This is a genomic window from Erysipelotrichaceae bacterium 66202529 (assembly GCA_017161075.1).
In the GTDB taxonomy this organism is placed as follows: domain Bacteria; phylum Bacillota_I; class Bacilli_A; order Erysipelotrichales; family Erysipelotrichaceae; genus Clostridium_AQ.
On record CP046174.1, the window covers coordinates 614,903 to 635,291 of the forward strand.

Here is a 20,389-nt window from a genome sequence, read left to right on the forward strand (position 1 = left end):
GAAGCCGCTGAGGTTATTCGTTCGTATTTAGCCAATCATGATAGAGATGAAGTAGGCGCAACGAAATCTTGAAATCAATCGTCGCTTGCGACGTGGCGAGGCTGCCCAACGTTTTTTCCAAGTCATCACTATAAACGGTAACAGATTTCGTGTTTCTTCCCGCATCGTCGAATATTTTAGCAACGGTTTCGGGTGTGAGAGATTCAACAAATCGTTTAAAGTCTTTCATAGATCGATTCCTCCTTTCAACGATATTATATCACACAGGAGGTAAAGATATTTTTGAAACCAGTGATTCAGATTAGGAAAGGTCAATTCAAAAGAATACGCATACCTTATAAAGGAGGGATGTAATGGATGTGACAGCAAATGTAATTGCAGATTATATGCGAGGGAATACCCGTATCGTTATATTGGATGATGCGATAGAACCAGAAGAGGAGCAGGAGCTCATCTATGAACGTGTCAGAGGTATCATCACAAGATCGCGTCTGCGTAGACAAAAAGAAAAGGATGCTCACCCCGTCGAAAGTGCAGCATCCAAACTCAAACCCTTATAAAAAGGATACGCCTTTATTATAAGGGATACATATGCGAAAAGCAAGGAGGAGTAGCGCATGACAGCAAATGAATCAATAAATGCAGAATGTCGCAAAGCTAAAAATGAAGAAATCGATAAGGCCGTATCCGGTTTGACGCTCAATGATGCAGAAAGAAAGTTTCTTGCATTTCTTATCGACATGGAAGACTTGGAAACCGTATGTAAAATTTGTAGCATCATCCGGAAGGCGAAGGAATACCGGCAGTGAAGATATGGAGAGTGTCAGCAGCCAGCGTGGCGGTCCTGACCATATCAGCCTGCGCCTTATTGGCCAAAGCTGACTGGGAACATAAGATCGAAGAGCTGCAGGTGTTGAATCAGGTAAATCATGAAGAAATCGATATGCTGCAGTCTAAGGTCAAGGAACTGAATGCAGAATTAAGAATCAAAGAAAAAAAGATCGTCGAGCTGGAATCACAACCGAAATGAACAGCTCTCGAAGTGAGGATAACGTATTACTGGCCAGGTGAAGACGAGTGGGGTGATATCAGCAAGTATCCATGTGATGGCGAGCACAAGGCCATAGAAGGGCATACGATTGCAGTGGATCCAAGCGTGATACCACCTGGAAGTGCAGTGCTGATAAACGGCCATGAATACATAGCAGAAGATATAGGCGGAGCTGTAAAAGGCAATGTTATTGATATTTATAGCAGTGTACCTCACTATGAATCATATGAAACTATAGTTTATGTAAAGGAGGAATAAATGAGCACAACAGCAACCCTATTGATGGATATGGGTATCACTCCTGATTTGAAAGGATTCGATTATATTAGATTGGCGGTAGCATTCGTTATAACGGATAAGGCAAAGTACAGAAATGTAACAAAGACACTTTACCCGGATATAGCCAAAGCATTTTGCTCTACTCCTGTAAGAGTAGAGAGGGATATCCGGCATGCAATAAGTAAAGCAATCTATTTGGATCATGGAGAAATTAAAAATTTAATCGGCGTATCGCCATACAAAAATAAAATGACTAATTCAGAGTTTATATTTTCGTTGGCATATGTTGTAAATGAAAATGGAGGATAAAAGTAATGGAAATGTACAAGAATCCACGTTCTGAAAGTAATATTATCCACAGACTTCAGAAACTTGGCTTCCGAGAAACGATGGGATACACTGATGGATCGTACCAACTAATGAAACAGGACAGGAGTGCAACGATACTCGTCAGTGATGATGGTGAGCAGTTTCACTACTATGGACCAGAAGGTACCGCAACGCATGAGGATGCAGAACTTGAAGGAGAAGAATGGTACAAGCAGCTTCTGCAGGCAATCTATCTGCCGGTGATTAAGCCTGGAATGCTGGTCGCGTATGACCCTGGATATAAGGTAGAGCTTGGCAAGGTCAAACGCCTCAGCAAAGATGGTACAAAGGCCTTTGTCTGGTATCACAGTGGCGATACTGCAGCATGCACACAAATCGAAGATCTGTATCCGATTGAAAGGGATTTTGTCCGGCAGCATAGGGATATGTTCGAAAATGCATATGCAATCGATGACATCATTGCAAAGGAAGGAGAAGAGTATGAATATGGAACACAAGTTTGAAATCAACATCAATTTCGGGGAGGTGAAATTCACATGTCCGGATCTAATTGAAGCGGCTAAGATCCTTACAGGGGCCACATCCGGAAAATTAAAAGTAGAGGGTAAAGATATCGGAAAGAGTTTAACAAAGACCATCGCTGAGCCCTTAACAGAAGCAGCCGGTAAGACCGATCCTAGTGAGCTGAGCGATACGATTATGGCAGAAACGCCAAAGACAACTAAGCATCTGCATTATGGGCTGCAGGCAGATGGTGTAAGCACCTATACCAAGTGGGACGATATGTGCAAAGCGCTTGACCATGCGAGAGAGACGCAGGGACCTGCTAAAGTTAAAGAAGTATTGACCGCCTACAGTGATAACGGTGAGTATGGCGGTGTCCAACCTGCAAATTGGGACAAGGTCATCAAAGCCTGCACAGTGCAAGACGAAGCTGCAAAGTCCTATACAATCGAGCAGATGAGAGCGCTAGCTAGAAAAGTACAAACGGAAAAAGGTAAGGAAACCCTACACAGTATTTTCCAAGAATTTGATAAGGTAAAATTATCACAATTCGAAGCTGCTGATTACCCAAAACTTTATGATAGATTGCTCCAGGAGGTACAATGACATGCCAGGAGCTCATGCTTATCTCAGTCCATCCAAGGCTAAGCAATGGATCGCCTGCACTCCATCTATCAAACTGGAACAGAATTTTCCGGAGAAAGGTACAAGTGAAGCTGCCAAGGAAGGGACACTTGCGCACAGTATAGCCGAGCAGAAACTGAACAAATGGATACTTCGGAAGAGGAATAAGATTGTCTGCGATGATAAGGATATGGATACTTATACTGATGATTATCGGGATTATGTTATTGAAGTATACAACCAAGTTAAAAAGACATGTAAAGATCCAATCATCAAAATAGAGCAGCATCTCGATCTGAAAGAATGGATCTTAGAAGATGGTGGAACCGCCGATGCTATCATAATCGGAGACGATACTCTTCATATCATCGATCTAAAATATGGTCAGGGTATCTTGGTGGAAGCTAGAGATAACCCACAGATAAGGCTCTATGCATTAGGTTCTGTTAAAGAGTATCAGCTGCTCTATGATTTCACAAAAGTGCATATGCATATCTTCCAGCCTCGTGCCGGTGGCGTGAGGGATGAAGTAATGACAGTCGATGATCTTATAGCTTGGGGTGATGAGATCGTTAAACCCGCCTCAGTGCTCGCAATGAAAGGCGAAGGAGATTATCATCCAAGTGAAGAAACATGCCGGTGGTGCCGTGCTAAAGGTGCATGCAAGGCAAGAGCAGAACATAATGAACAGATTCGTAGATATGGCTTCATGGATCCAGATCTACTGAATAATGAGGAGATTGGAAAGATCCTTACAGGGGTTGATGAGCTTACTAAGTGGGCGAACGATGTGAAAGAATTCGCACTTGATGCCATGCTCAAAGGGGCGCAGATACCAGGTTTCAAGGTCGTCGAAGGGCGTAGTATACGTAAGGTGACTGATGAGCAGATGCTGGTTGATAACCTGAAGAATGCAGGGTATGAAGAAGCCGTTCTCTATGAGAAAAAATTACTGACGATCACGAAGCTGGAGAAGCTGACCAGTAAGAAAGATTTTGCCATCTTATCAGCCGGCTGTGTCGAAAAGCCAAAAGGTTCTCCTACTATTGCACCAGAGTCAGATAAACGTCCAGAATACGATAGCGGAGAAAATGACTTCAAGGAGGAACTCCAAGGAGTACCTTGCTGATACAATAATACGATTAGTAATGAATAAGAAAGTTGAGGAAAATAAATATGACAAGTAATGGACAATTAAATACAAAGGTGAAGACAGGTGAAGTGAGATTATCTTATTGTCACTTGTTCGAACCACATGCATTCGATGAAGGGCAGGAAGCTAAGTATTCTGTGCAGATCATCTTTGATAAGAATGATAAAGTAACTGCTGGATTTATCAGCCAAGCTTATAAGAACGCAAAGCAGAACGGTATCAACAAATTCGGTCAGAAATTTGGTCAGTTGGTCAATGATCTGATGTGTAAGCCTGGTGACAAGACCGGACTTGTGCGTGATGGAGATACTGATCCTCGATATAGTGATGACAAAGATACATATGCAGGAAAATACATTATGAATTGTAAGTGTTCTACGGCTCCCGGTGTATACACAAAAGAGACTGGTACAAGGAAGTTAACTTTGCAGGATCAGGAACTTGTCTACTCCGGCTGCTATGGGAAAGTGACCTTTAATCTTTATCCATATAGTAAAGCAGGGAATACCGGCATCGGTGTTGGATTGAACAATGTATTGAAGACAAGAGACGGTGATAATCTCGGAGGTCGTGTATCTGGTGAAGTTGATTTCGCCGATGAATTTAAAGATGAGAGCAGCTTTCCGGGTTTCAATGATGCCGAAGACGATCTGTTAGGTTAGCCTCATGAAAACACTGCATATCGATCTGGAAACCTATAGCTCGATTGACCTTAATTCATGTGGTGTATATAAATATGTAGAGAGCGAGGACTTTGAAATCCTCCTCTTTGCTTATGCGATCGACGATCAGCCCGTCAGAGTGATTGATCTGGTGTCGGGAGATATCATCCCCCTGCCGATTCAGGTGCTGATTAGAGATCCTTCCATCATCAAGTGCGCACATAATGCAGCATTCGAGCGACTGTGCCTGTCCAAACACTTAAGCGAGCATTTCACTGCAGATCAATGGCATTGTTCAATGGTGCACGCTTCCATGCTCGGTATGCCTGCATCATTGAAGGACGTAGGCATCGTACTGGGGCTGGACGAAGATAAGCAGAAGCTTCGTACAGGAACAGCCTTGATCAGTTATTTCTGCAAACCCTGTAAACCGACCAGAACGAATGGACAAAGAACAAGAAACCTTCCTCGTCATGCGCCTGAGAAATGGCGGCTGTTCAAGGAATACTGTCAGCGAGATGTAGAAACAGAACGTGAGATCAGCTATAAGCTTGACAAGTTTCCAATACCAAAGGAAGAGCAGGAACTGTGGTGCTGGGATCAGAGAATGAATGATTATGGGGCAAGGATCGATACCGAGCTTGTAAAAAACGTACTTAAGTTTGGCATGAAAAAAGACGAGCAGATGAAAGATGAATGCATCCGCATCACAGGAGGGATCAATCTGAACAGCGTAATTCAGCTGAAGGAATGGATAGGAAACAGAGAGAACCGAGTAGTAGATAAACTGGACAAGGATGCAGTCAAAGAGCTCCTGCAGGATGAAACGCTTTCCAGTGAAACAAGGAGACTTCTGCATCTGAGACAGGAAGCAGGTAAGACCTCAGTAAAGAAATATGATGCAATTGTCAGAGCGATATGTAAAGATGACCGATTGCATGGAATCTTCCGCTTCTACGGAGCAAATCGGACAGGGCGCTGGGCAGGACGTATCTTTCAGCCTCAGAACCTTCCTAGAAATGCTTTCGATGATATCGAATTGGCAAGACAGCTGGTCAAGGAAAAAGATTTTGAAACAATAGATATGCTGTACGGATCCTATAATCAGGTATTCAGCACTCTGATCAGAACGGCAGTTATTCCGCCTGATGGACATATGTTTGCTGTAGCAGATTATTCAGCTATCGAGGCAAGGCTCACTGCATGGTTTTGTAATGAAAAATGGAGACAGGATGTATTTGCTTCAACAGGAAAGATCTATGAAGCTTCGGCTGCACAGATGTTTCATGTACCAGTCGAACAGGTCACGAAAGGCTCTGACCTGCGTAAGAAGGGGAAAGTGGCGGAGTTGGCACTGGGCTATGGCGGAGGTGTATCTGCACTGGAACGTATGGGAGGCGCGTCTATGGGACTATCGGAAGAGGAGATGCAGGATATCGTACATAAATGGAGATTAGCATCTCCAAATATCAAGAAGATGTGGTATCAGGTTCAGGATGCAGCCTATTCGGCTGTGAGAGACCGAAGAAGAGTACAAGTGGCACATGGTGTGAGTTACTTTTATCAATCGGGTGTCCTCTTTGCGCAGCTGCCATCCGGTCGAAAGTTGGCATATATCAGGCCTAAACTCGTACCAGGCAAGTATGGAGAAGAACTCACCTATGAAGGATATGGATCTGATCAGGATGGTAAACAAACAAAAAAGTGGTGCCGGCAGAAGACATGGGGCGGCAAACTGTTCGAGAACCTTATCCAGGCCATTGCACGTGACTGTCTGGCAACAGCGATGCTGCGCCTTGATCAGCAAGGCTATAGGATAGTTATGCATGTGCATGATGAGGTAGTCGTGGAGGTGCCTAAGGAGAATGCTCGTGCCGCTTTAGAGGAAATAGAGAGTATCATGGCAGAGCCGTTGAGCTGGGCACCGGGTGCTATACTTACGGCTGACGGATTCGTCAGTGAGTATTACAGAAAAGATTAAATGGTATGGAGGTAAAGGCAGATGCATGATATGGAGATACAGATATCGGTCGGAAAGAGCCGCTATGAAAAACAATGGAAAAATCAAACGATGATGTGGTCTGCCTTCCTGGACAAGGTCAGGGATACATACAGGACCAGAGAAACGATGTCTGAGTATCTAAAGCTGACAAAGAAGAAACAGGATGAGATCAAGGATATAGGCGGATTCGTTGGTGGACAACTAAAAGAAGGACGCCGCCTAGATACGAACGTCACGAATCGCACTCTGATCACTCTTGATGCAGATTATGCATCACCAGACCTATGGGACGATATCGATCTGCTGTTTGGTTATAGCTGTTGTATGTACAGTACACATAAACACAGACCAGATAGTCCTCGTTATCGTTTGATCATACCGCTGTCAACTCCAGTAGGACCTGAACAATATGAAGCAATTGCACGAAAATTGGCTGAAGATATAGGAATCGACTATTTCGATGATACGACATATCAGCCCTCGAGATTGATGTACTGGCCAAGTACATCTGCAGACGGTGAATATGTTTATCATTGTCTTGACGGCCCTGTCCTGGATCCGCAGTGTGTCCTTGATAGATATCCGGATTGGAGAGACATCAGCTTCTGGCCAATGTCTTCGAGAGTTCAGGAGATCAAGAAACGCGCAGCGAAGAAGCAAGGGGATCCATTAGAGAAAGATGGACTGATAGGTGCATTCTGCCGTACATATGATATACGCTCTGCGATAACCACTTTCCTGGCTGATGTGTATGAGCCATGCAGGGAAGAGAACCGCTATACGTATATAAAAGGATCTACTGCAGGGGGACTTGTGACATACAATGACCGCTTTGCATATAGCAATCATGCTACGGATCCGTGTAGTATGCAATTATGCAATGCCTTCGACTTAGTGCGCATTCATAAGTTTCATGATCTGGATGCGGAGGCTAAACCGGAGACACCAGTGAATAAGCTGCCTTCCTGGGTAGCCATGATGGACTTCATTCGAAAGGATTCGGAAACTATCAAGACGATGGACATGGAGCGCATAAGAGATTTCGAAGAAGATTTTGAAGAAGATAATTATATGTGGATGTCTGAATTAAAGCGTGGTGGAAAAAACAATGATATCCTGCCTACCAGAAGCAATATTGAAATAATCTTGAAAAATGATCCTAATCTAAAGGATGGGGTAGGGGGACTGGATATATTCAAAAGCAGAGTATATAAGACTGCCAATCTGCCTTGGTGGAAGTATGACAAATATCGAAGTCAATGGATAGACGATGATGATTCAGCTTTAAGAAGCTATATTGAAAAATATTATGAAATCAATAGCAAGGAAAGAGTACTGGATGCATTGATCAATGTCCATCGAGAAAACTCATACAACAGTGTTACCAGATACCTTAGTGCTTTGAACTGGGATGGGGTGGAAAGGCTCGACACACTTTTTATTGATTATCTGGGTGCTGAGGATAGTGAGTATGTACGGGCGGTTACACGTAAACAGCTCTGTGCGGCTGTTAAGAGAGCGTATGAACCTGGGTGCAAGTACGATACAGTGCTGGTGTTAAGTGGTCCTCAGGGTGTTGGAAAGTCCTACATCATATCAAGACTAGGACAGGAGTGGTTCAGTGACACGATCCCAGCTATCAAAGGTAAGGATGCCTATGAGGCACTTGATGGTAAATGGATCCTAGAGCTTGGGGAGCTGAATGCAACGAGAAAGAGTGAAATCGAGGCCGTAAGGCTATTCATAACTTCCACCAGCGACAACTATCGTAAGGCTTATGCAAGAATAACAACGGATAATCCAAGGCAGTGTGTGCTGTTTGGAACAGCTAATGATGATGATTATCTGAGAGATTATGCGGGGAACAGACGTTTCTGGCCTGTGGATGTCATGTTACATGAGAAGCGTCTGAACATGTTTGAGATGACACAAGAGACTATAGATCAAATATGGGCAGAAGCGGTATACAGATACCACCAAGGTGAATCCCTCATTCTGGAAGGCGATTTAAAGGCTCAGGCAGACAAAATACAGAAGGCGCATGAATATGTCTCCCCCTATAAAGGACAGGTGCTGGAGTACCTGGATACCCCGATTACGGAAGATTGGTACACCAAGGACATATATGAACGAAGGAACTACATTCAGGATTCAGCAATGCAGGAAGGTTGTATCCGAAGAAACAAGGTGTGCGTTCAGGAAATCTGGTGCGAGGCCTTGGGTGGAGATATCAAGGCGCTTGGCTCCAAGGAAAAGAAGGAGATCGAACATATCGTCATGGAAACAGGCAAGTGGGATAAAAGCGGATCACTAAGATATGGGAAGGCTTATGGAGCAGCAAGAGGGTTCATAAGGAAATAGAATCTGCAACAAAACCGTAACAGCACGAAAAAAAGTGCAACATTAGGAAAAAACAGTGCAACAGACGCAACACTGTGCAACAAACGAGCGTTGCGCCGGAAACACTTTAAATATAGGCGAAATATAGGTAATGCAACAGTGCAACAATAAATCTCTATAATTATAAAATATATACTATTAGGGAGTACACACATAAGGGCACACGCCTAATACGCACATACATAGTGCCTACGCGTGAGAATGTTGCGCCGTTGCGGAAGGAAAGGAGTGTTTTTATGGGGTGGCAAAGTACAACAAAGACCGATCCAGAACGCCAGGTTGAAAAATACTTGACTGATCGTATCAGCAACCTCGGAGGTCTTGCATGGAAATTCACATCACCTGGTACAGCGGGTGTGCCGGATAGGATCGTAATCATGAATGGACAGATCTGTTTCGTAGAACTGAAGCGACCAACAGGTGGGAGAATTTCGGATATGCAGAAGTGGCGCATCAATCAATTACGTAGACAGGGCATGAAGGCGTATGTATTGCGAAACAAAGAACAGATCGACTACCTGATAAGTCACATGATGCGTGGAGAATTGCCGGAATGAGATATCATCCGCATGAGTATCAGCGTAAAGCTATCCAGTGGGTACTTGATAAACCAAAATCAGGACTGTTCCTTCCAATGGGGATGGGAAAAACAAGTGTCACGTTATCAGCAATCAACGAGCTCATGTACGATTATTTCAATGTTGAGAAGGTCCTCATCATCGCACCGATAAGGGTGGCGCAGACTACTTGGCCGGACGAGATAAGTAAGTGGGAGGATATGCAGCATTTGACGTACGCCCGTGTGCTGGGAAGCAGACAGCAAAGACTGAATGCATTGAAGCAGGAAGTTGACATCTACATGATCAATCGGGAAAACGTATCATGGCTAGTGGAAGAGGTCGGGCGTGATTGGCCATTCGACATGGTTGTGGTTGATGAATTGTCCAGTTTCAAAAATCCTCAAGCCCAGCGATTCAAAGCTTTGAGGAAGGTAATGCCTTTAGTAGACCGCTTCATAGGCTTAACCGGAACACCTGCACCGAAAGGTCTGCCTGATCTTTGGCCACAGCTGTATCTGATGGATCAGGGGAAACGACTTGGCCGTACATTGTCTACATTCAGAAGCCGGTATCTGATGCCTGGGAGAAGAAACGGACATGTGATCTATGAATGGCTACTGCAGGAAGGTGCAAAACGACGAATCTATGATGCCATTGGAGATATCTGTATGAGCTTAAAAGCTGAAGACTGGCTGAAACTACCGGACTGTCAATATCTCACTCAGGAGGTCGTATTGAGTAAACAAGCGATGCAGCAGTACCACAGATTCAAACGTGAAAAGATTCTGGAAATCTGTGAGGACGGAGTGATAACCGCAGCTAATGCTGGCGTGGTCACCAACAAGCTGTTGCAGTTCACTGCAGGCGCTGTGTACGACGAAGCCCATAAAGTGAGACAGATACATACGGCGAAGCTAGAGGCCTTAGAGGATCTTCTGGAAGCTGCAAACGGCCAGCCTGTCATGGTGTTCTATTACTTCAGACATGACTATGAACGTATCACCGAACACTTCCCTGATGACAATATCCGCACTATCGAAGATCAGCAGGATGTAGCAGACTGGAACGACGGGAAGATCGATATGCTGCTCGTACACCCTGCATCTGTCGGTCACGGTTTGAACCTGCAGCATGGAGGATCCATCATCATCTGGTACACGCTGCCTAATTGGAATCTGGAGCTGTATCTGCAGGCCAATGCAAGACTACACAGGCAGGGTCAGACAGAGACGGTAAGAATCTACCATTTGGTTGCAAAAGGGACGGTGGATGAGGATATGATGAAGTCTTTAGAGCAGAAAGATGTATCACAAAAAGCGCTGATTGAGGCGCTGAAAAGATAGGAGTTAAGAAAAATGACAACAAAGCAACAGGCAGCAGAAGCATTTGAACGATATTTGGAAACCGGTAATCTTGAATATGCAAAGGTCGTTGCTGATTATCTGTCATGCAACAAGGAGGAAGAAGATGAAGTGCAGTGAGTGTAAACATCTGATTGCAGGCATATCCCAGCATAACAATTCACGTAGTAACTGGTGGTGCGCTATTGCTAGAACTGTGTGTGAACCACACAGAAGAATAGCACAGGCGAAAGGTAATGTTATACCGACAAAGACATCACCTCGCTGGTGTCCATTGAAAGGAGGTAAACAACATGGGATGTAAATGCGCTAAGTATTATGATCCTGATGAAGGAAGATATTGCTGTGAAGTGACCGGTGATCAGTGCATGTACTTAATGCCAGACAGTAAAAGATGTGCCGCAGATTATGGTGAAGGGCCTGATGTGCAAATGGAGACAGAAGATGAAGAATGCTGAAAAGTATGCCAAACAGATTGCAGGAATACTGGCTGATTCTGCAATCTGTCCAGTTACGGATTTGATTTCATCACAGAGTCCTGATGATTGGCCTGTGTGTACAAACTGTGTACTTGAAGGTGTCTGCGCTAATGCACAAAAATTAGAGGAGTGGCTCCTTCAGGAGGTTTCCTCATGAGGCCGGAGCATCACCAGGGGTACATACTGCTGCGTAACAAAGAACGACCTGTAGCAGTGACTGTGGATTGTGCCTGGTTCATGTCACTGCCTAAAAAGGTGAAGCTGTATTATCAGCTGAATTGGAATGTCGTATTGATCAGAGGTTGAAAATAGAAAGGTGGATCAGGATGATCGAAATCAAAGAAGTAAAAGAAGTAAAAGAAGAAGACGTACTGAGTATCAAAGAAAATCATGTGTTGAGCTGTTTCACGGATTACCTGTATCATAAGCATGCCTCAGATCTTATCCAGGAGGAACTGGTCAACATAGCTGCTGAGCTTTCATCCGGATCTACTTCAACCAGCATCATCAGAGTATCGAAGGACAAGGGCAGCTGCACACCTTGGGAGAATGAACTGCTGGCAAGGGAACACGAGCTGATCCAGGAGCAGGATAAGCATGAAGAGGCTATGGAGGTCGTACATAAGTGGCTTGCAAAAATTAAAAATCCAGATCACAAGAATATCATTGTGGAGTATCTGATTAACAACAGAGGTGAAAATGTTGAGATGGTCGCTGACTTATGCTCCACTTCTCCAAGTAATGTATATAAAGCGACAAAAAGGCTGATTAAGAACTTTGCAAGGAGAATTTCTTAAAATGTCCAATCATTTCCATGTCAAGTGTGTTATCATGATAGCATGGATATAGCAGGGAGGTAGAACTTCCTGCTTTGACCAAAAGGAAATAGCGGTAAGGGTTCCTAAGCGGACTTACGTAAAGCGTCTGAAAAGGGCGCTTTTAATTTGATATGGCATACAGTGTGTATAAATGTGTATGAAAATATTGACATGCGCATTAGTACGTATTATAATATAGACATGAAGGGAGGTCATACGATGCCAATGACTTCAAAGCAGATGGTCAAACTGCTTAAACAAAACGGTTTTATTGAGATACGACAGGCAGGTTCTCATAAAATATTGAATAATCCTGTGACCAATAGAAGCGTCGTTGTTCCTTTTCATGCAAAAGATTTACCAAAAGGCACTGAAAGGAATATTCTAAAACAGGCGGGGCTGTTATAGCCCCTGACCTGAAATAAGAATATACCGAAAGAAATAAAATTAAAGGAGGAAATGATTATGAAGGTGATTTATCCAGCTTTGTTTGAAAAAGAAGATAGTCGCTACAATGTTACGTTTCCAGATTTGCCAGAAGCCATTACGTGTGGAGACACATTAGAGCAGGCGATTGAGATGGCTAAGGAGTGTTTAGGTCTTTGTTTGGATGTGAGAAAAGAAAACAAAGAAGAAATTCCTGAGATGAGTGATCCATCTACGATCGACTGTGCAAACGGAATGTTTGTTATGATGATTGAATTTGATTCCATTGAATTCAATAAGCGTTATAACAAAAAAGCGATAAGGAAAAATGTTACGATTCCAGCTTGGCTTAATGAATTGGCTGAGGAAAAAAACGTTAACTTTTCAAACGTACTGCAAAATGCGTTAATGAAGAAACTAAATATTTGAGCTTGGCTATATTTAGGGAGCACCCAATGAGGTGCTTTTCTTTTACCTAGAAAGGAGTGTGATAAGATGCCGAAGAAACCGGATGAGCGTATTGAACCAGCCAAGCAGATGTATCTTGACGGTATGAAATTGATCGATATAGCGAAGCAGCTGGATCTGCCAGAAGGGACTGTTCGGCGTTGGAAGTCCACTCACAAATGGGATAGCGAGCGTTCGGATAAAAAGGATGCGAACGTTCGGAAAAAACGAGGAGGCCAGCCAGGCAATAAGAATGCCACTGGACCACCCAGAAATCAACATGCCCGTAAGCACGGGCTTTTTTCAAAGTGGCTGCCTGAAGAAATCAATGAGATCATTGGAGAGATACCGGAGAATCCTCTCGATATCCTGTGGCATAACATTCAGCTGCAGTACGCAAATATTATCCACTCCCAGCAGATCCTTTATGTGAAAGACAAGGACGATAAGACAGAAGAAACGACGTTCTCCGGCGAAAAGGGAGAAGGGTATGAAATCCAGCAAGCTTGGGACAAACAGGCAGGCAACATGAGTGCTCTAAGCAGGTCTATGAAGACACTGATGTCGATGATCAAGGAATACGACGAGCTGCTGCATAAGAACTGGGACACTGCCAGTGAGATTCAGAAAGCACAGCTTGCACAGATACAGGCACAGACGGATAAGCTTACGGGTAATAACGCTGAGATTGAAGACCTGGAAGAAACGGACGATATGATCTATGGCGAAGATAACAAAGAAAAAAACGATACGGTATAGATTCGGCCAAAAGCATATCGACTACATCCGGAAGTGTGCTCAGTGTACGATCAATGTAGCTGAAGGTGCTGTACGTGCCGGTAAGACTGTCGATAACGTATATGCGTTCGCTCATGAACTGCGCTTCACGAAAGACCGCATCCATCTGGCCACTGGTTCTACAGTAGCCAACGCGAAACTGAATATCGGTGATGCCAATGGCTTCGGCTTGGAATACATCTTCCGCGGACAATCGCACTGGGGGAAATACAAGGACAATGACTGTCTGTATATCAAAGGACCCGCAACAGGATATAGACAACGTATCGTCATCTTTGCAGGTGCGGCCAAGGCAGACAGCTTCAAGAAGATACGTGGAAACTCATATGGCATGTGGATCGCAACTGAGATCAACCTGCATCACGAGAATACGATCCGTGAGGCATTCAACCGGCAGCTGGCTGCTGACAAGCGTAAGATATTCTGGGACCTCAATCCAGACAACCCAAAGGCTAAGATCTATACAGACTACATCGACAAATATGCGAAACAGGAAGAAGAAGGGACGCTGATCGGTGGCTACAACTATCAGCACTTCACGATATTCGACAACGTAACTGTAACAAAAGAACGTTTTCAGGAGATCATGGCACAGTATGATAAGAACAGCATCTGGTACCAACGTGATATCCTTGGAAAGCGTATGATCGCGGAGGGACTTATCTATCGTGCATTCGCTGATGCCGTACTATCTGAAGCTGAAACAGGTGAGAACCGGTTCAAGCGTAAGGAAAAACCGAAGAACCTCATGGAGATCATCATCGGTGTGGACTTCGGAGGCAACGGTTCCGGTCATGCGTTCGTTGCGACTGGCATTACCAGAGGATATCAGGAGATCATTCCACTGGCTTCGGAATGGCATGATTGCAGCAAGAAAGATATCGATCCGGACAAGCTGGGGCAGCTATTCATTGACTTCTGCCTGAAGGTACTGAACATGTATGGTAATATCACACATGTCTATTGTGACAGCGCAGAACAGACATTGATCAATGGACTGAAAAGTGCAGCTAGAAAGAACGGACTCGGCTGGCTGCGTATCGACGACGCATTGAAAGAAGTAATAACGGAGCGTATCCGCCTCACCAATAGGATGATGGCGCAGATGCGCTTTTCTTATATGCCAGAGATGTGTGACACACTGGTATCTGCATTATGCACCGCTATCTGGAATCCTAAGGAGATCACAGTGGATGAGCGGCTGGATGATGGGACCAGCGATATAGATACCCTGGATGCATTTGAATATACGATCGAACGGTATATCAAGAAGTTCATCCGGTATGAGTAGGAGGTGATGGAATGAATTTCACAAGGATGATGAGCCTTATTGCAAAAGAACTGAACAAGACTTCAGAAACGCAGGTAGATATGGCTCTAACTATGAAGATGGCTACACAGATAGAGCTTTGGTCTAAGATGTTCCAAAACAAAGCCTTCTGGTTGAATAGAAATGTGAAGAGCTGCAACCTGCCCGCAGCCATCGCTTCCGAGATTGCAAGGCTGGTCACTCTGGAATTGAAATCAGAGATATCCGGAAGTCCTAGAGCGGAGTATCTACAGAAGCCCTATGCAAAGATGCTGAAGGACATCCGAAGGTACGTTGAATACGGATGTGCAAAGGGCGGACTGGTATTCAAACCGTATGTGACAGAACAGGGGATCAGTATCCAATTCATCCAGGCTGACGCATTCTTTCCTGTATCGTTTGACGACTCGGGAAATATCACAAGGTGCGTGTTCGCAGAACAGATGCGGAAAGGCCAGTCGATCTTCACTAGGCTGGAAGACCATGAATTGAAAGGTGACAAGCTGTGTATCACGAATCACGCATACCGTAGCACGACTGATGCAACGCTTGGGACGGAGATACCGGTTCAAAGTGTTCAGGAATGGTCGCGGCTGGAATATGAAGTGATATTCTCCGGTGTTGCGAAAGTACCCTTCGGTTATTTTAAGGTACCATTGGCCAACGCTGATGATACAGACAGTCCACTTGGATGCTCAGTATATTCCCGTGCAGTCGATCTGATACGTGAAGCAGACGTACGCTACAGTCAGATCAGCTGGGAGTATGAAGCAAAGGAAGCTGCTGTCCACATCGGAGAAAGTATGCTGCAGGATGACCCAAACGATAAGAGCAAGAAACTGTATCCACATGGGAAAGACAGACTTTATCGCCCATTGACATTCGATGTCGGAGCAAGAGATAAACCGTTGATGGATACTTTCAGTCCGGACATACGCTCTGATCCACTGTTCAAAGGCTTCAATGCGCAGCTGAAGCTCATAGAGTTTAACTGCAGCCTTGCTTATGGTACGATCAGTGATCCGCAGAATGTGGATAAGACTGCAGAAGAGATCAAAAGCAGTAAGCAGAGGTCCTATACTCTGGTGTCTGACACACAGATGGCACTACAGGATGCCTTGACAGATCTGATCGATGCGATAGACTTCTACTGCAGTATCTATAATCTGTGCCCTTACGGTAGCTTTGACGTATCATTTGATTGGGATGACAGTATCGTGGTCGATGCTGAGAAGGAACGTCTACAGGACATGCAGGAGGTACGTGAGGGGCTGATGCCGAAATGGAAATACAAGGTGAAGTGGCAGGGGCTGACGGAAAAGCAGGCGAAAGCTGAACTGGCTGCTGAAGAATCGCAGGGTATCGACTTTCCCGGTGATGAATAATGCTCAATCCTAGATATCTGAGGGATGTACCGGAGGGGATCGCTGAGTATTTCGACGAACTGGAAACACGTATGCTGAAAGACATTGCTAGAAGGATCTCACAGAATGATTACATGATGACCAGTACAGCTGAATATCAGATGCATAAACTGGAGGAGCTCGGTGTTTCGATGTCCGAGATAGAACAGGCGATATCGGAAGTTCTGAACATCACAGATACGAAAGTGAAGGAGATCATACACGATTCCTCTTATCGGTCTGTGCAGAAAGATAATGATATGGCTAAAGCAGCAGGGATAGAACCTCCGCATCCAGATCTGACACAAGCTATTCTGAATGGTATCCGCTCTACGAATACAGAAATACGTAACATCTGCAATTCGATGGCATCTGCAGCTAACATGGCATTTGAGCACGCTTTGGATCAGGCATATCTTTCTGTATCCTCCGGAGCGTTTTCCTTCGCAGATGCAGTGAAAACAGCAGTCAACGATTTAGGAAAAAACGGGATCCGATGGATAGATTATCCAACCGGTGCACATAGAAGAGCTGATAGTGCCATACGCAATGCATTGCGGACAGGTGTCAATCAGACCGCGGCCAGATGCCAGGAGCAGAATCTGGATGAGATGGACTGCAATCTGGTGGAAACGACATCCCATATGGGGGCAAGACCGGAGCATGCCAAATGGCAAGGAATGCTGTTCTGGCGGAAAACACCGGTCAATGGATTGCAGAACTTCTATGAAGCTACAGGATATGGGACAGGTGCTGGTCTATGCGGATGGAACTGTCGGCATAACTTTTTTCCGAATTTCGATGGTGAATTATCCTTTGAACACTATGACGAGGAAGCCAATGCGAAGCAGTATAAGCTTGATCAGGAACAGCGTTACAACGAGCGGAAGATACGTGAATGGAAGCGCAGGCAGGCCGTGAACAAGGCTGGAGGTGTAGACAATACCAGAGAAGCAAAGAAAGTCAGGGCATGGCAGAAACGTCAGGCAGACTTCCTGAAAGCACATCCGGATATGAAGCGGAATTACGCTAGAGAAAGCATATCAAATAGTAAAGTAATGCTGGGAAGCAGTGCTGGCGGTAAAGCAAATGATGCTGTAGGGATACTGATTGAGCAAATCGACATGAAACATGTTGACAATTACATCCATAAATATGAAAATAAAATTGAGAATCTACCGATTGAGCATTCCTATGTTTTACAGGCTGATGGTAAAGTGTTTCATTATACAGGAGATAAGAAGTCAGTCAGATTTGATGAAGCCAATCTGAAAGATGCGATTATCCTACATAACCACCCTATTTTAGAAGATGTTGAAACAAATTCTTTTGAAAATGATGATTTCTGGTTCTTACAAAATTATGGTCTTGTCATCGATAAATTAAGAGCAACATATGGAAATCTGCGTTATGAAGTAAAAGTCTTGAAAGATATCTCATCAATTGATTATGACAGCTATATGTATGGTGACATTGGAACAGCGTTGATGTATGGGGAGATTGAAGGAGATATCCATGAATTGATCTTTAAGCAGCTGGATAAGGAGGGATATATCAAATATGTCAAATCAAAAGCTAAATGATAAACAAAAAGCACTTTTTGAAGAATGGGTCAAGAAAGACCAGGAGTTAGAAGCATCTTTTCCTCCTTTGAAAGGTCAGCAGCTTAGTACAAGAAAAGTGTTACCGAAAAGAAAACTATTAGAAGTATACAAAAAGAAAATCAGAGAAGCAGCAGATAAGCACTCATAGCGGGTGCTTTTTTAATACCTGGAAGAGGGTGAGATAATGTGCCAGCATGCATATATCACGAAGCAGCGAATTTATTATGATAAAGGATGCAGGATCATACGGGAATATGATACCTGCATTTTTTGTGGACGCAAGACAGAAGAACGTCTCAGCTATATGAATGATCCACCGAAGCGGAAGCTGCCCTATTTTGGACCACATTTCAATAGCCACGGCGCAAGGCGTAAAAAGGCGTGCAGTCAAGTGGATGCAACCCATGTGAATAAAGCGTAGACGGAAAGGTAAAAAAATGAAAAGAAAGTTTTTAGAAGATCTCAAGCTCGAAAAAGAAACGATCGATAAGATCATGGACGAGCATGGAAAAGATGTAACGAAACTGACAACAGAACGTGATAATTTCAAAAACCAGTATGAAACTGCACAAACTGCTTTGAAAGGTTTTGAAGGTGTTGATGTCAATGAACTGCAGACAAAGATATCCACGCTGAATACTCAACTTGCGAATAAGGATACAGAATGGCAGGGAAAACTTGATGAATTGGAATTTTCCGGTCTGTTGAAAGATGCTGTTAAAGGAGCAGGGGCCCGCAATGACAAGGCTGTTATTGCTTTGCTGGATGTAGCTAATCTTAAGAAAAGCAAGAATCGTCAGGCAGATATCACCACAGCCTTAGAAGCAGTCAAAAAAGACAACGCCTATCTATTTCAGGACTCCAAGACACCGTATGTTGTTTCGAGGACAGAGGGGCCAAATCAGAATACAGCTGATCAGAAAGATCAGGCAAACGCAGCGTTTAGATCGCTGTTTGGAAAGGAGTAAGTTATGCCAGTAAATATTACAAATCGACAGGATGCGGAAGCTCTTATCAGAGAGCAGGTCGTATCGACAATTTTTCAGGACGCACCGAAGCAGTCCGTATTCATGGGGATGGCACGTAAGCTGCCAAACATGACGAGCAAACAGACACGCATCCGTGTTCTGGACTTTTTACCGACCGCATACTGGGTGAATGGTGATACCGGTATGAAACAGACGACCCGTCAGGCATGGGACAACGTGTATCTGACAGCAGGTGAGCTGGCCGTTATCGTACCGATTCCGGAAGCAGTTCTTGATGATGCAGAATTTGATATCATGGGTGAGATCACACCACGTGTCAATGAGGCAATCGGACAGTGTGTCGATTCCGCTACCATCTTCGGATATAACCGCCCGGCAGAATGGCAGTCTGATATCATCACACTGGCACGTCAGGCAGGGAACAATGTCGCTGATACAGGTGACAAGGATCTGTATGACAAGCTGCTGGGTGAAGACGGTGTATTCTCCAAGGTAGAAGAGGACGGCTACATGGTAAGCGGCTGTCTGTCTGCGCTAGGCATGCGTGCTAAGCTGCGAGGACTTCGTGCAACAGATGGGGCATTGATCTTCAAGAGCGATATGCAGGGGTCTACACAGTATGCACTTGATGGAGCACCGATGTATTTCCCTACGAATGGCAGCTATGACAAAAACATCGCGCAGCTGGTAGCCGGTGACTTCAAGCAGGCGGTATATGCGATCCGTCAGGATATCACAGTAAAGATCCTCGACCAGGGCGTTATTCAGGATCCGGTCACCAAGGAGATCGTATATAACCTTGCACAGCAGGACATGATCGCGCTTCGTGTCGTATTCCGTATGGGCTGGGCATTGCCGAACGCAGCAACCCGTCTTGATGAGAATCGTACCGGCTGCGCATTCGCATATCTGGAGCCCGCAACGCCGTATACGGCACAAAAGGTGACTTTCACTGTCAAGGATGGCAGTGGTGAAGATGCTAATCTGGTAGAGAAAGCACGCGTCGATGTAAACGGCGCTAAACTGATGACAGGTGCTGATGGTACTGTGGAATTTAATTTACGTGAAGGGACTTATCCTGTGAAGATCACGAAGAAAGACCACATCACGGTCAACGATACTGTAGTCGTAGCAAAGACTGCAGTAACGAAGGATGTCGCATTGATCAAGAACCAGTAGGAGAGGGAATC

At 44.5% G+C, this 20,389-nt stretch carries 27 protein-coding genes; 26 read left to right on the plus strand and 1 reads right to left on the minus strand.

Annotation, left to right across the window (positions count from 1 at the left end):
• Nucleotides 1-13: 13 nt before the first annotated feature.
• Complete coding sequence (locus GKZ87_02825) at nucleotides 14-229, minus strand: hypothetical protein (GenBank protein QSI24512.1); 216 nt, start codon at nucleotides 227-229, stop codon at nucleotides 14-16.
• 124 nt (nucleotides 230-353) lie between these two features.
• Here GKZ87_02825 and GKZ87_02830 point away from each other — a divergent pair, with 124 nt between their 5' ends.
• The 26 genes from GKZ87_02830 (at nucleotide 354) to GKZ87_02955 (ending at nucleotide 20,378) form a co-directional block, all read left to right on the plus strand.
• On the plus strand, nucleotides 354-560 hold the full coding sequence (locus tag GKZ87_02830) for a hypothetical protein (GenBank protein QSI24513.1): 207 nt from the start codon (nucleotides 354-356) through the stop codon (nucleotides 558-560).
• A 57-nt stretch (nucleotides 561-617) separates the two neighbouring features.
• The gene (locus tag GKZ87_02835; protein ID QSI24514.1) at nucleotides 618-809 is read left to right on the plus strand and encodes a hypothetical protein; all 192 of its coding nucleotides are present in this window, start codon (nucleotides 618-620) and stop codon (nucleotides 807-809) included.
• Nucleotides 806-1,030 (plus strand): hypothetical protein, encoded by a 225-nt coding sequence (locus GKZ87_02840; protein QSI24515.1) that lies wholly within the window; start codon nucleotides 806-808, stop codon nucleotides 1,028-1,030. Before GKZ87_02835 ends, GKZ87_02840 begins: the two co-directional genes overlap by 4 nt.
• 12 nt (nucleotides 1,031-1,042) lie before the next feature.
• On the plus strand, nucleotides 1,043-1,309 hold the full coding sequence (locus GKZ87_02845; protein QSI24516.1) for a hypothetical protein: 267 nt from the start codon (nucleotides 1,043-1,045) through the stop codon (nucleotides 1,307-1,309).
• Nucleotides 1,310-1,639, plus strand: a complete 330-nt coding sequence (locus tag GKZ87_02850; protein ID QSI24517.1) for a sporulation transcription factor Spo0A — start codon at nucleotides 1,310-1,312, stop codon at nucleotides 1,637-1,639.
• 110 nt (nucleotides 1,640-1,749) lie between these two features.
• Nucleotides 1,750-2,163, plus strand: a complete 414-nt coding sequence (locus tag GKZ87_02855; protein QSI24518.1) for a hypothetical protein — start codon at nucleotides 1,750-1,752, stop codon at nucleotides 2,161-2,163.
• Nucleotides 2,141-2,770, plus strand: a complete 630-nt coding sequence (locus tag GKZ87_02860; protein QSI24519.1) for a hypothetical protein — start codon at nucleotides 2,141-2,143, stop codon at nucleotides 2,768-2,770. Before GKZ87_02855 ends, GKZ87_02860 begins: the two co-directional genes overlap by 23 nt.
• Nucleotides 2,742-3,917, plus strand: a complete 1,176-nt coding sequence (locus GKZ87_02865; GenBank protein ID QSI24520.1) for a DUF2800 domain-containing protein — start codon at nucleotides 2,742-2,744, stop codon at nucleotides 3,915-3,917. Before GKZ87_02860 ends, GKZ87_02865 begins: the two co-directional genes overlap by 29 nt.
• A gap of 47 nt (nucleotides 3,918-3,964) precedes the next feature.
• Entirely contained in the window at nucleotides 3,965-4,603 is a 639-nt protein-coding gene (locus GKZ87_02870) for a DUF2815 family protein (protein ID QSI24521.1), read from the plus strand.
• A gap of 4 nt (nucleotides 4,604-4,607) precedes the next feature.
• Entirely contained in the window at nucleotides 4,608-6,584 is a 1,977-nt protein-coding gene (locus GKZ87_02875) for a hypothetical protein (GenBank protein QSI24522.1), read from the plus strand.
• 21 nt (nucleotides 6,585-6,605) lie between these two features.
• The gene (locus GKZ87_02880) at nucleotides 6,606-8,966 is read left to right on the plus strand and encodes a hypothetical protein (protein QSI24523.1); all 2,361 of its coding nucleotides are present in this window, start codon (nucleotides 6,606-6,608) and stop codon (nucleotides 8,964-8,966) included.
• Between the two features lie 275 nt (nucleotides 8,967-9,241).
• Complete coding sequence (locus GKZ87_02885; protein QSI24524.1) at nucleotides 9,242-9,562, plus strand: VRR-NUC domain-containing protein; 321 nt, start codon at nucleotides 9,242-9,244, stop codon at nucleotides 9,560-9,562.
• The gene (locus GKZ87_02890) at nucleotides 9,559-10,908 is read left to right on the plus strand and encodes a DEAD/DEAH box helicase (GenBank protein QSI24525.1); all 1,350 of its coding nucleotides are present in this window, start codon (nucleotides 9,559-9,561) and stop codon (nucleotides 10,906-10,908) included. Before GKZ87_02885 ends, GKZ87_02890 begins: the two co-directional genes overlap by 4 nt.
• Before the next feature lie 462 nt (nucleotides 10,909-11,370).
• Nucleotides 11,371-11,562, plus strand: a complete 192-nt coding sequence (locus GKZ87_02895) for a hypothetical protein (GenBank protein ID QSI24526.1) — start codon at nucleotides 11,371-11,373, stop codon at nucleotides 11,560-11,562.
• Nucleotides 11,559-11,711, plus strand: a complete 153-nt coding sequence (locus GKZ87_02900) for a hypothetical protein (protein ID QSI24527.1) — start codon at nucleotides 11,559-11,561, stop codon at nucleotides 11,709-11,711. The genes GKZ87_02895 and GKZ87_02900 overlap by 4 nt, the downstream gene beginning before the upstream one ends.
• Before the next feature lie 29 nt (nucleotides 11,712-11,740).
• Complete coding sequence (locus tag GKZ87_02905) at nucleotides 11,741-12,202, plus strand: hypothetical protein (protein QSI27865.1); 462 nt, start codon at nucleotides 11,741-11,743, stop codon at nucleotides 12,200-12,202.
• 240 nt (nucleotides 12,203-12,442) lie between these two features.
• Complete coding sequence (locus tag GKZ87_02910; protein QSI24528.1) at nucleotides 12,443-12,631, plus strand: addiction module toxin, HicA family; 189 nt, start codon at nucleotides 12,443-12,445, stop codon at nucleotides 12,629-12,631.
• 57 nt (nucleotides 12,632-12,688) lie between these two features.
• Nucleotides 12,689-13,078 (plus strand): HicB family protein, encoded by a 390-nt coding sequence (locus tag GKZ87_02915; GenBank protein QSI24529.1) that lies wholly within the window; start codon nucleotides 12,689-12,691, stop codon nucleotides 13,076-13,078.
• Between the two features lie 66 nt (nucleotides 13,079-13,144).
• Nucleotides 13,145-13,855 (plus strand): terminase, encoded by a 711-nt coding sequence (locus tag GKZ87_02920; protein ID QSI24530.1) that lies wholly within the window; start codon nucleotides 13,145-13,147, stop codon nucleotides 13,853-13,855.
• A complete protein-coding gene (locus GKZ87_02925) occupies nucleotides 13,818-15,185 on the plus strand; it encodes a PBSX family phage terminase large subunit (protein QSI24531.1) in 1,368 nt (455 codons plus the stop codon). The genes GKZ87_02920 and GKZ87_02925 overlap by 38 nt, the downstream gene beginning before the upstream one ends.
• A gap of 11 nt (nucleotides 15,186-15,196) precedes the next feature.
• Nucleotides 15,197-16,588 carry a phage portal protein gene (locus GKZ87_02930; GenBank protein QSI24532.1) on the plus strand — a complete coding sequence of 464 codons (1,392 nt, stop codon included), beginning with the start codon at nucleotides 15,197-15,199 and terminating at the stop codon, nucleotides 16,586-16,588.
• Nucleotides 16,588-18,189, plus strand: a complete 1,602-nt coding sequence (locus tag GKZ87_02935; GenBank protein QSI24533.1) for a minor capsid protein — start codon at nucleotides 16,588-16,590, stop codon at nucleotides 18,187-18,189. The genes GKZ87_02930 and GKZ87_02935 overlap by 1 nt, the downstream gene beginning before the upstream one ends.
• Nucleotides 18,167-18,358, plus strand: coding sequence for a hypothetical protein (locus GKZ87_02940; protein QSI24534.1), 192 nt, complete (start codon nucleotides 18,167-18,169; stop codon nucleotides 18,356-18,358). The genes GKZ87_02935 and GKZ87_02940 overlap by 23 nt, the downstream gene beginning before the upstream one ends.
• Before the next feature lie 36 nt (nucleotides 18,359-18,394).
• Nucleotides 18,395-18,631: a hypothetical protein gene (locus GKZ87_02945; protein ID QSI24535.1), complete on the plus strand. Its 237-nt coding sequence runs from the start codon at nucleotides 18,395-18,397 to the stop codon at nucleotides 18,629-18,631.
• A gap of 16 nt (nucleotides 18,632-18,647) precedes the next feature.
• Entirely contained in the window at nucleotides 18,648-19,178 is a 531-nt protein-coding gene (locus GKZ87_02950; protein ID QSI24536.1) for a hypothetical protein, read from the plus strand.
• 3 nt (nucleotides 19,179-19,181) lie between these two features.
• Nucleotides 19,182-20,378 carry a phage major capsid protein gene (locus GKZ87_02955; protein ID QSI24537.1) on the plus strand — a complete coding sequence of 399 codons (1,197 nt, stop codon included), beginning with the start codon at nucleotides 19,182-19,184 and terminating at the stop codon, nucleotides 20,376-20,378.
• Nucleotides 20,379-20,389: the final 11 nt, after the last annotated feature.

Bases quoted from the DNA above. Each gene is read 5' to 3' on its own strand.
- GKZ87_02865 (QSI24520.1), top strand. From the start codon at position 2,742: ATGATAGATTGCTCCAGGAGGTACAATGACATGCCAGGAGCTCATGCT.
- GKZ87_02855 (QSI24518.1), top strand. From the start codon at position 1,750: ATGAAACAGGACAGGAGTGCAACGATACTCGTCAGTGATGATGGTGAG.
- GKZ87_02950 (QSI24536.1), top strand. From the start codon at position 18,648: ATGAAAAGAAAGTTTTTAGAAGATCTCAAGCTCGAAAAAGAAACGATC.
- GKZ87_02935 (QSI24533.1), top strand. From the start codon at position 16,588: ATGCTCAATCCTAGATATCTGAGGGATGTACCGGAGGGGATCGCTGAG.
- GKZ87_02915 (QSI24529.1), top strand. From the start codon at position 12,689: ATGAAGGTGATTTATCCAGCTTTGTTTGAAAAAGAAGATAGTCGCTAC.
- GKZ87_02910 (QSI24528.1), top strand. From the start codon at position 12,443: ATGCCAATGACTTCAAAGCAGATGGTCAAACTGCTTAAACAAAACGGT.
- GKZ87_02825 (QSI24512.1), bottom strand. From the start codon at position 229: ATGAAAGACTTTAAACGATTTGTTGAATCTCTCACACCCGAAACCGTT.
- GKZ87_02940 (QSI24534.1), top strand. From the start codon at position 18,167: ATGTCAAATCAAAAGCTAAATGATAAACAAAAAGCACTTTTTGAAGAA.
- GKZ87_02900 (QSI24527.1), top strand. From the start codon at position 11,559: ATGAGGCCGGAGCATCACCAGGGGTACATACTGCTGCGTAACAAAGAA.
- GKZ87_02850 (QSI24517.1), top strand. From the start codon at position 1,310: ATGAGCACAACAGCAACCCTATTGATGGATATGGGTATCACTCCTGAT.
- GKZ87_02860 (QSI24519.1), top strand. From the start codon at position 2,141: ATGAATATGGAACACAAGTTTGAAATCAACATCAATTTCGGGGAGGTG.
- GKZ87_02835 (QSI24514.1), top strand. From the start codon at position 618: ATGACAGCAAATGAATCAATAAATGCAGAATGTCGCAAAGCTAAAAAT.
- GKZ87_02890 (QSI24525.1), top strand. From the start codon at position 9,559: ATGAGATATCATCCGCATGAGTATCAGCGTAAAGCTATCCAGTGGGTA.
- GKZ87_02885 (QSI24524.1), top strand. From the start codon at position 9,242: ATGGGGTGGCAAAGTACAACAAAGACCGATCCAGAACGCCAGGTTGAA.
- GKZ87_02875 (QSI24522.1), top strand. From the start codon at position 4,608: ATGAAAACACTGCATATCGATCTGGAAACCTATAGCTCGATTGACCTT.
- GKZ87_02870 (QSI24521.1), top strand. From the start codon at position 3,965: ATGACAAGTAATGGACAATTAAATACAAAGGTGAAGACAGGTGAAGTG.
- GKZ87_02945 (QSI24535.1), top strand. From the start codon at position 18,395: ATGTGCCAGCATGCATATATCACGAAGCAGCGAATTTATTATGATAAA.
- GKZ87_02920 (QSI24530.1), top strand. From the start codon at position 13,145: ATGCCGAAGAAACCGGATGAGCGTATTGAACCAGCCAAGCAGATGTAT.
- GKZ87_02830 (QSI24513.1), top strand. From the start codon at position 354: ATGGATGTGACAGCAAATGTAATTGCAGATTATATGCGAGGGAATACC.
- GKZ87_02930 (QSI24532.1), top strand. From the start codon at position 15,197: ATGAATTTCACAAGGATGATGAGCCTTATTGCAAAAGAACTGAACAAG.
- GKZ87_02880 (QSI24523.1), top strand. From the start codon at position 6,606: ATGCATGATATGGAGATACAGATATCGGTCGGAAAGAGCCGCTATGAA.
- GKZ87_02895 (QSI24526.1), top strand. From the start codon at position 11,371: ATGAAGAATGCTGAAAAGTATGCCAAACAGATTGCAGGAATACTGGCT.
- GKZ87_02925 (QSI24531.1), top strand. From the start codon at position 13,818: ATGGCGAAGATAACAAAGAAAAAAACGATACGGTATAGATTCGGCCAA.
- GKZ87_02955 (QSI24537.1), top strand. From the start codon at position 19,182: ATGCCAGTAAATATTACAAATCGACAGGATGCGGAAGCTCTTATCAGA.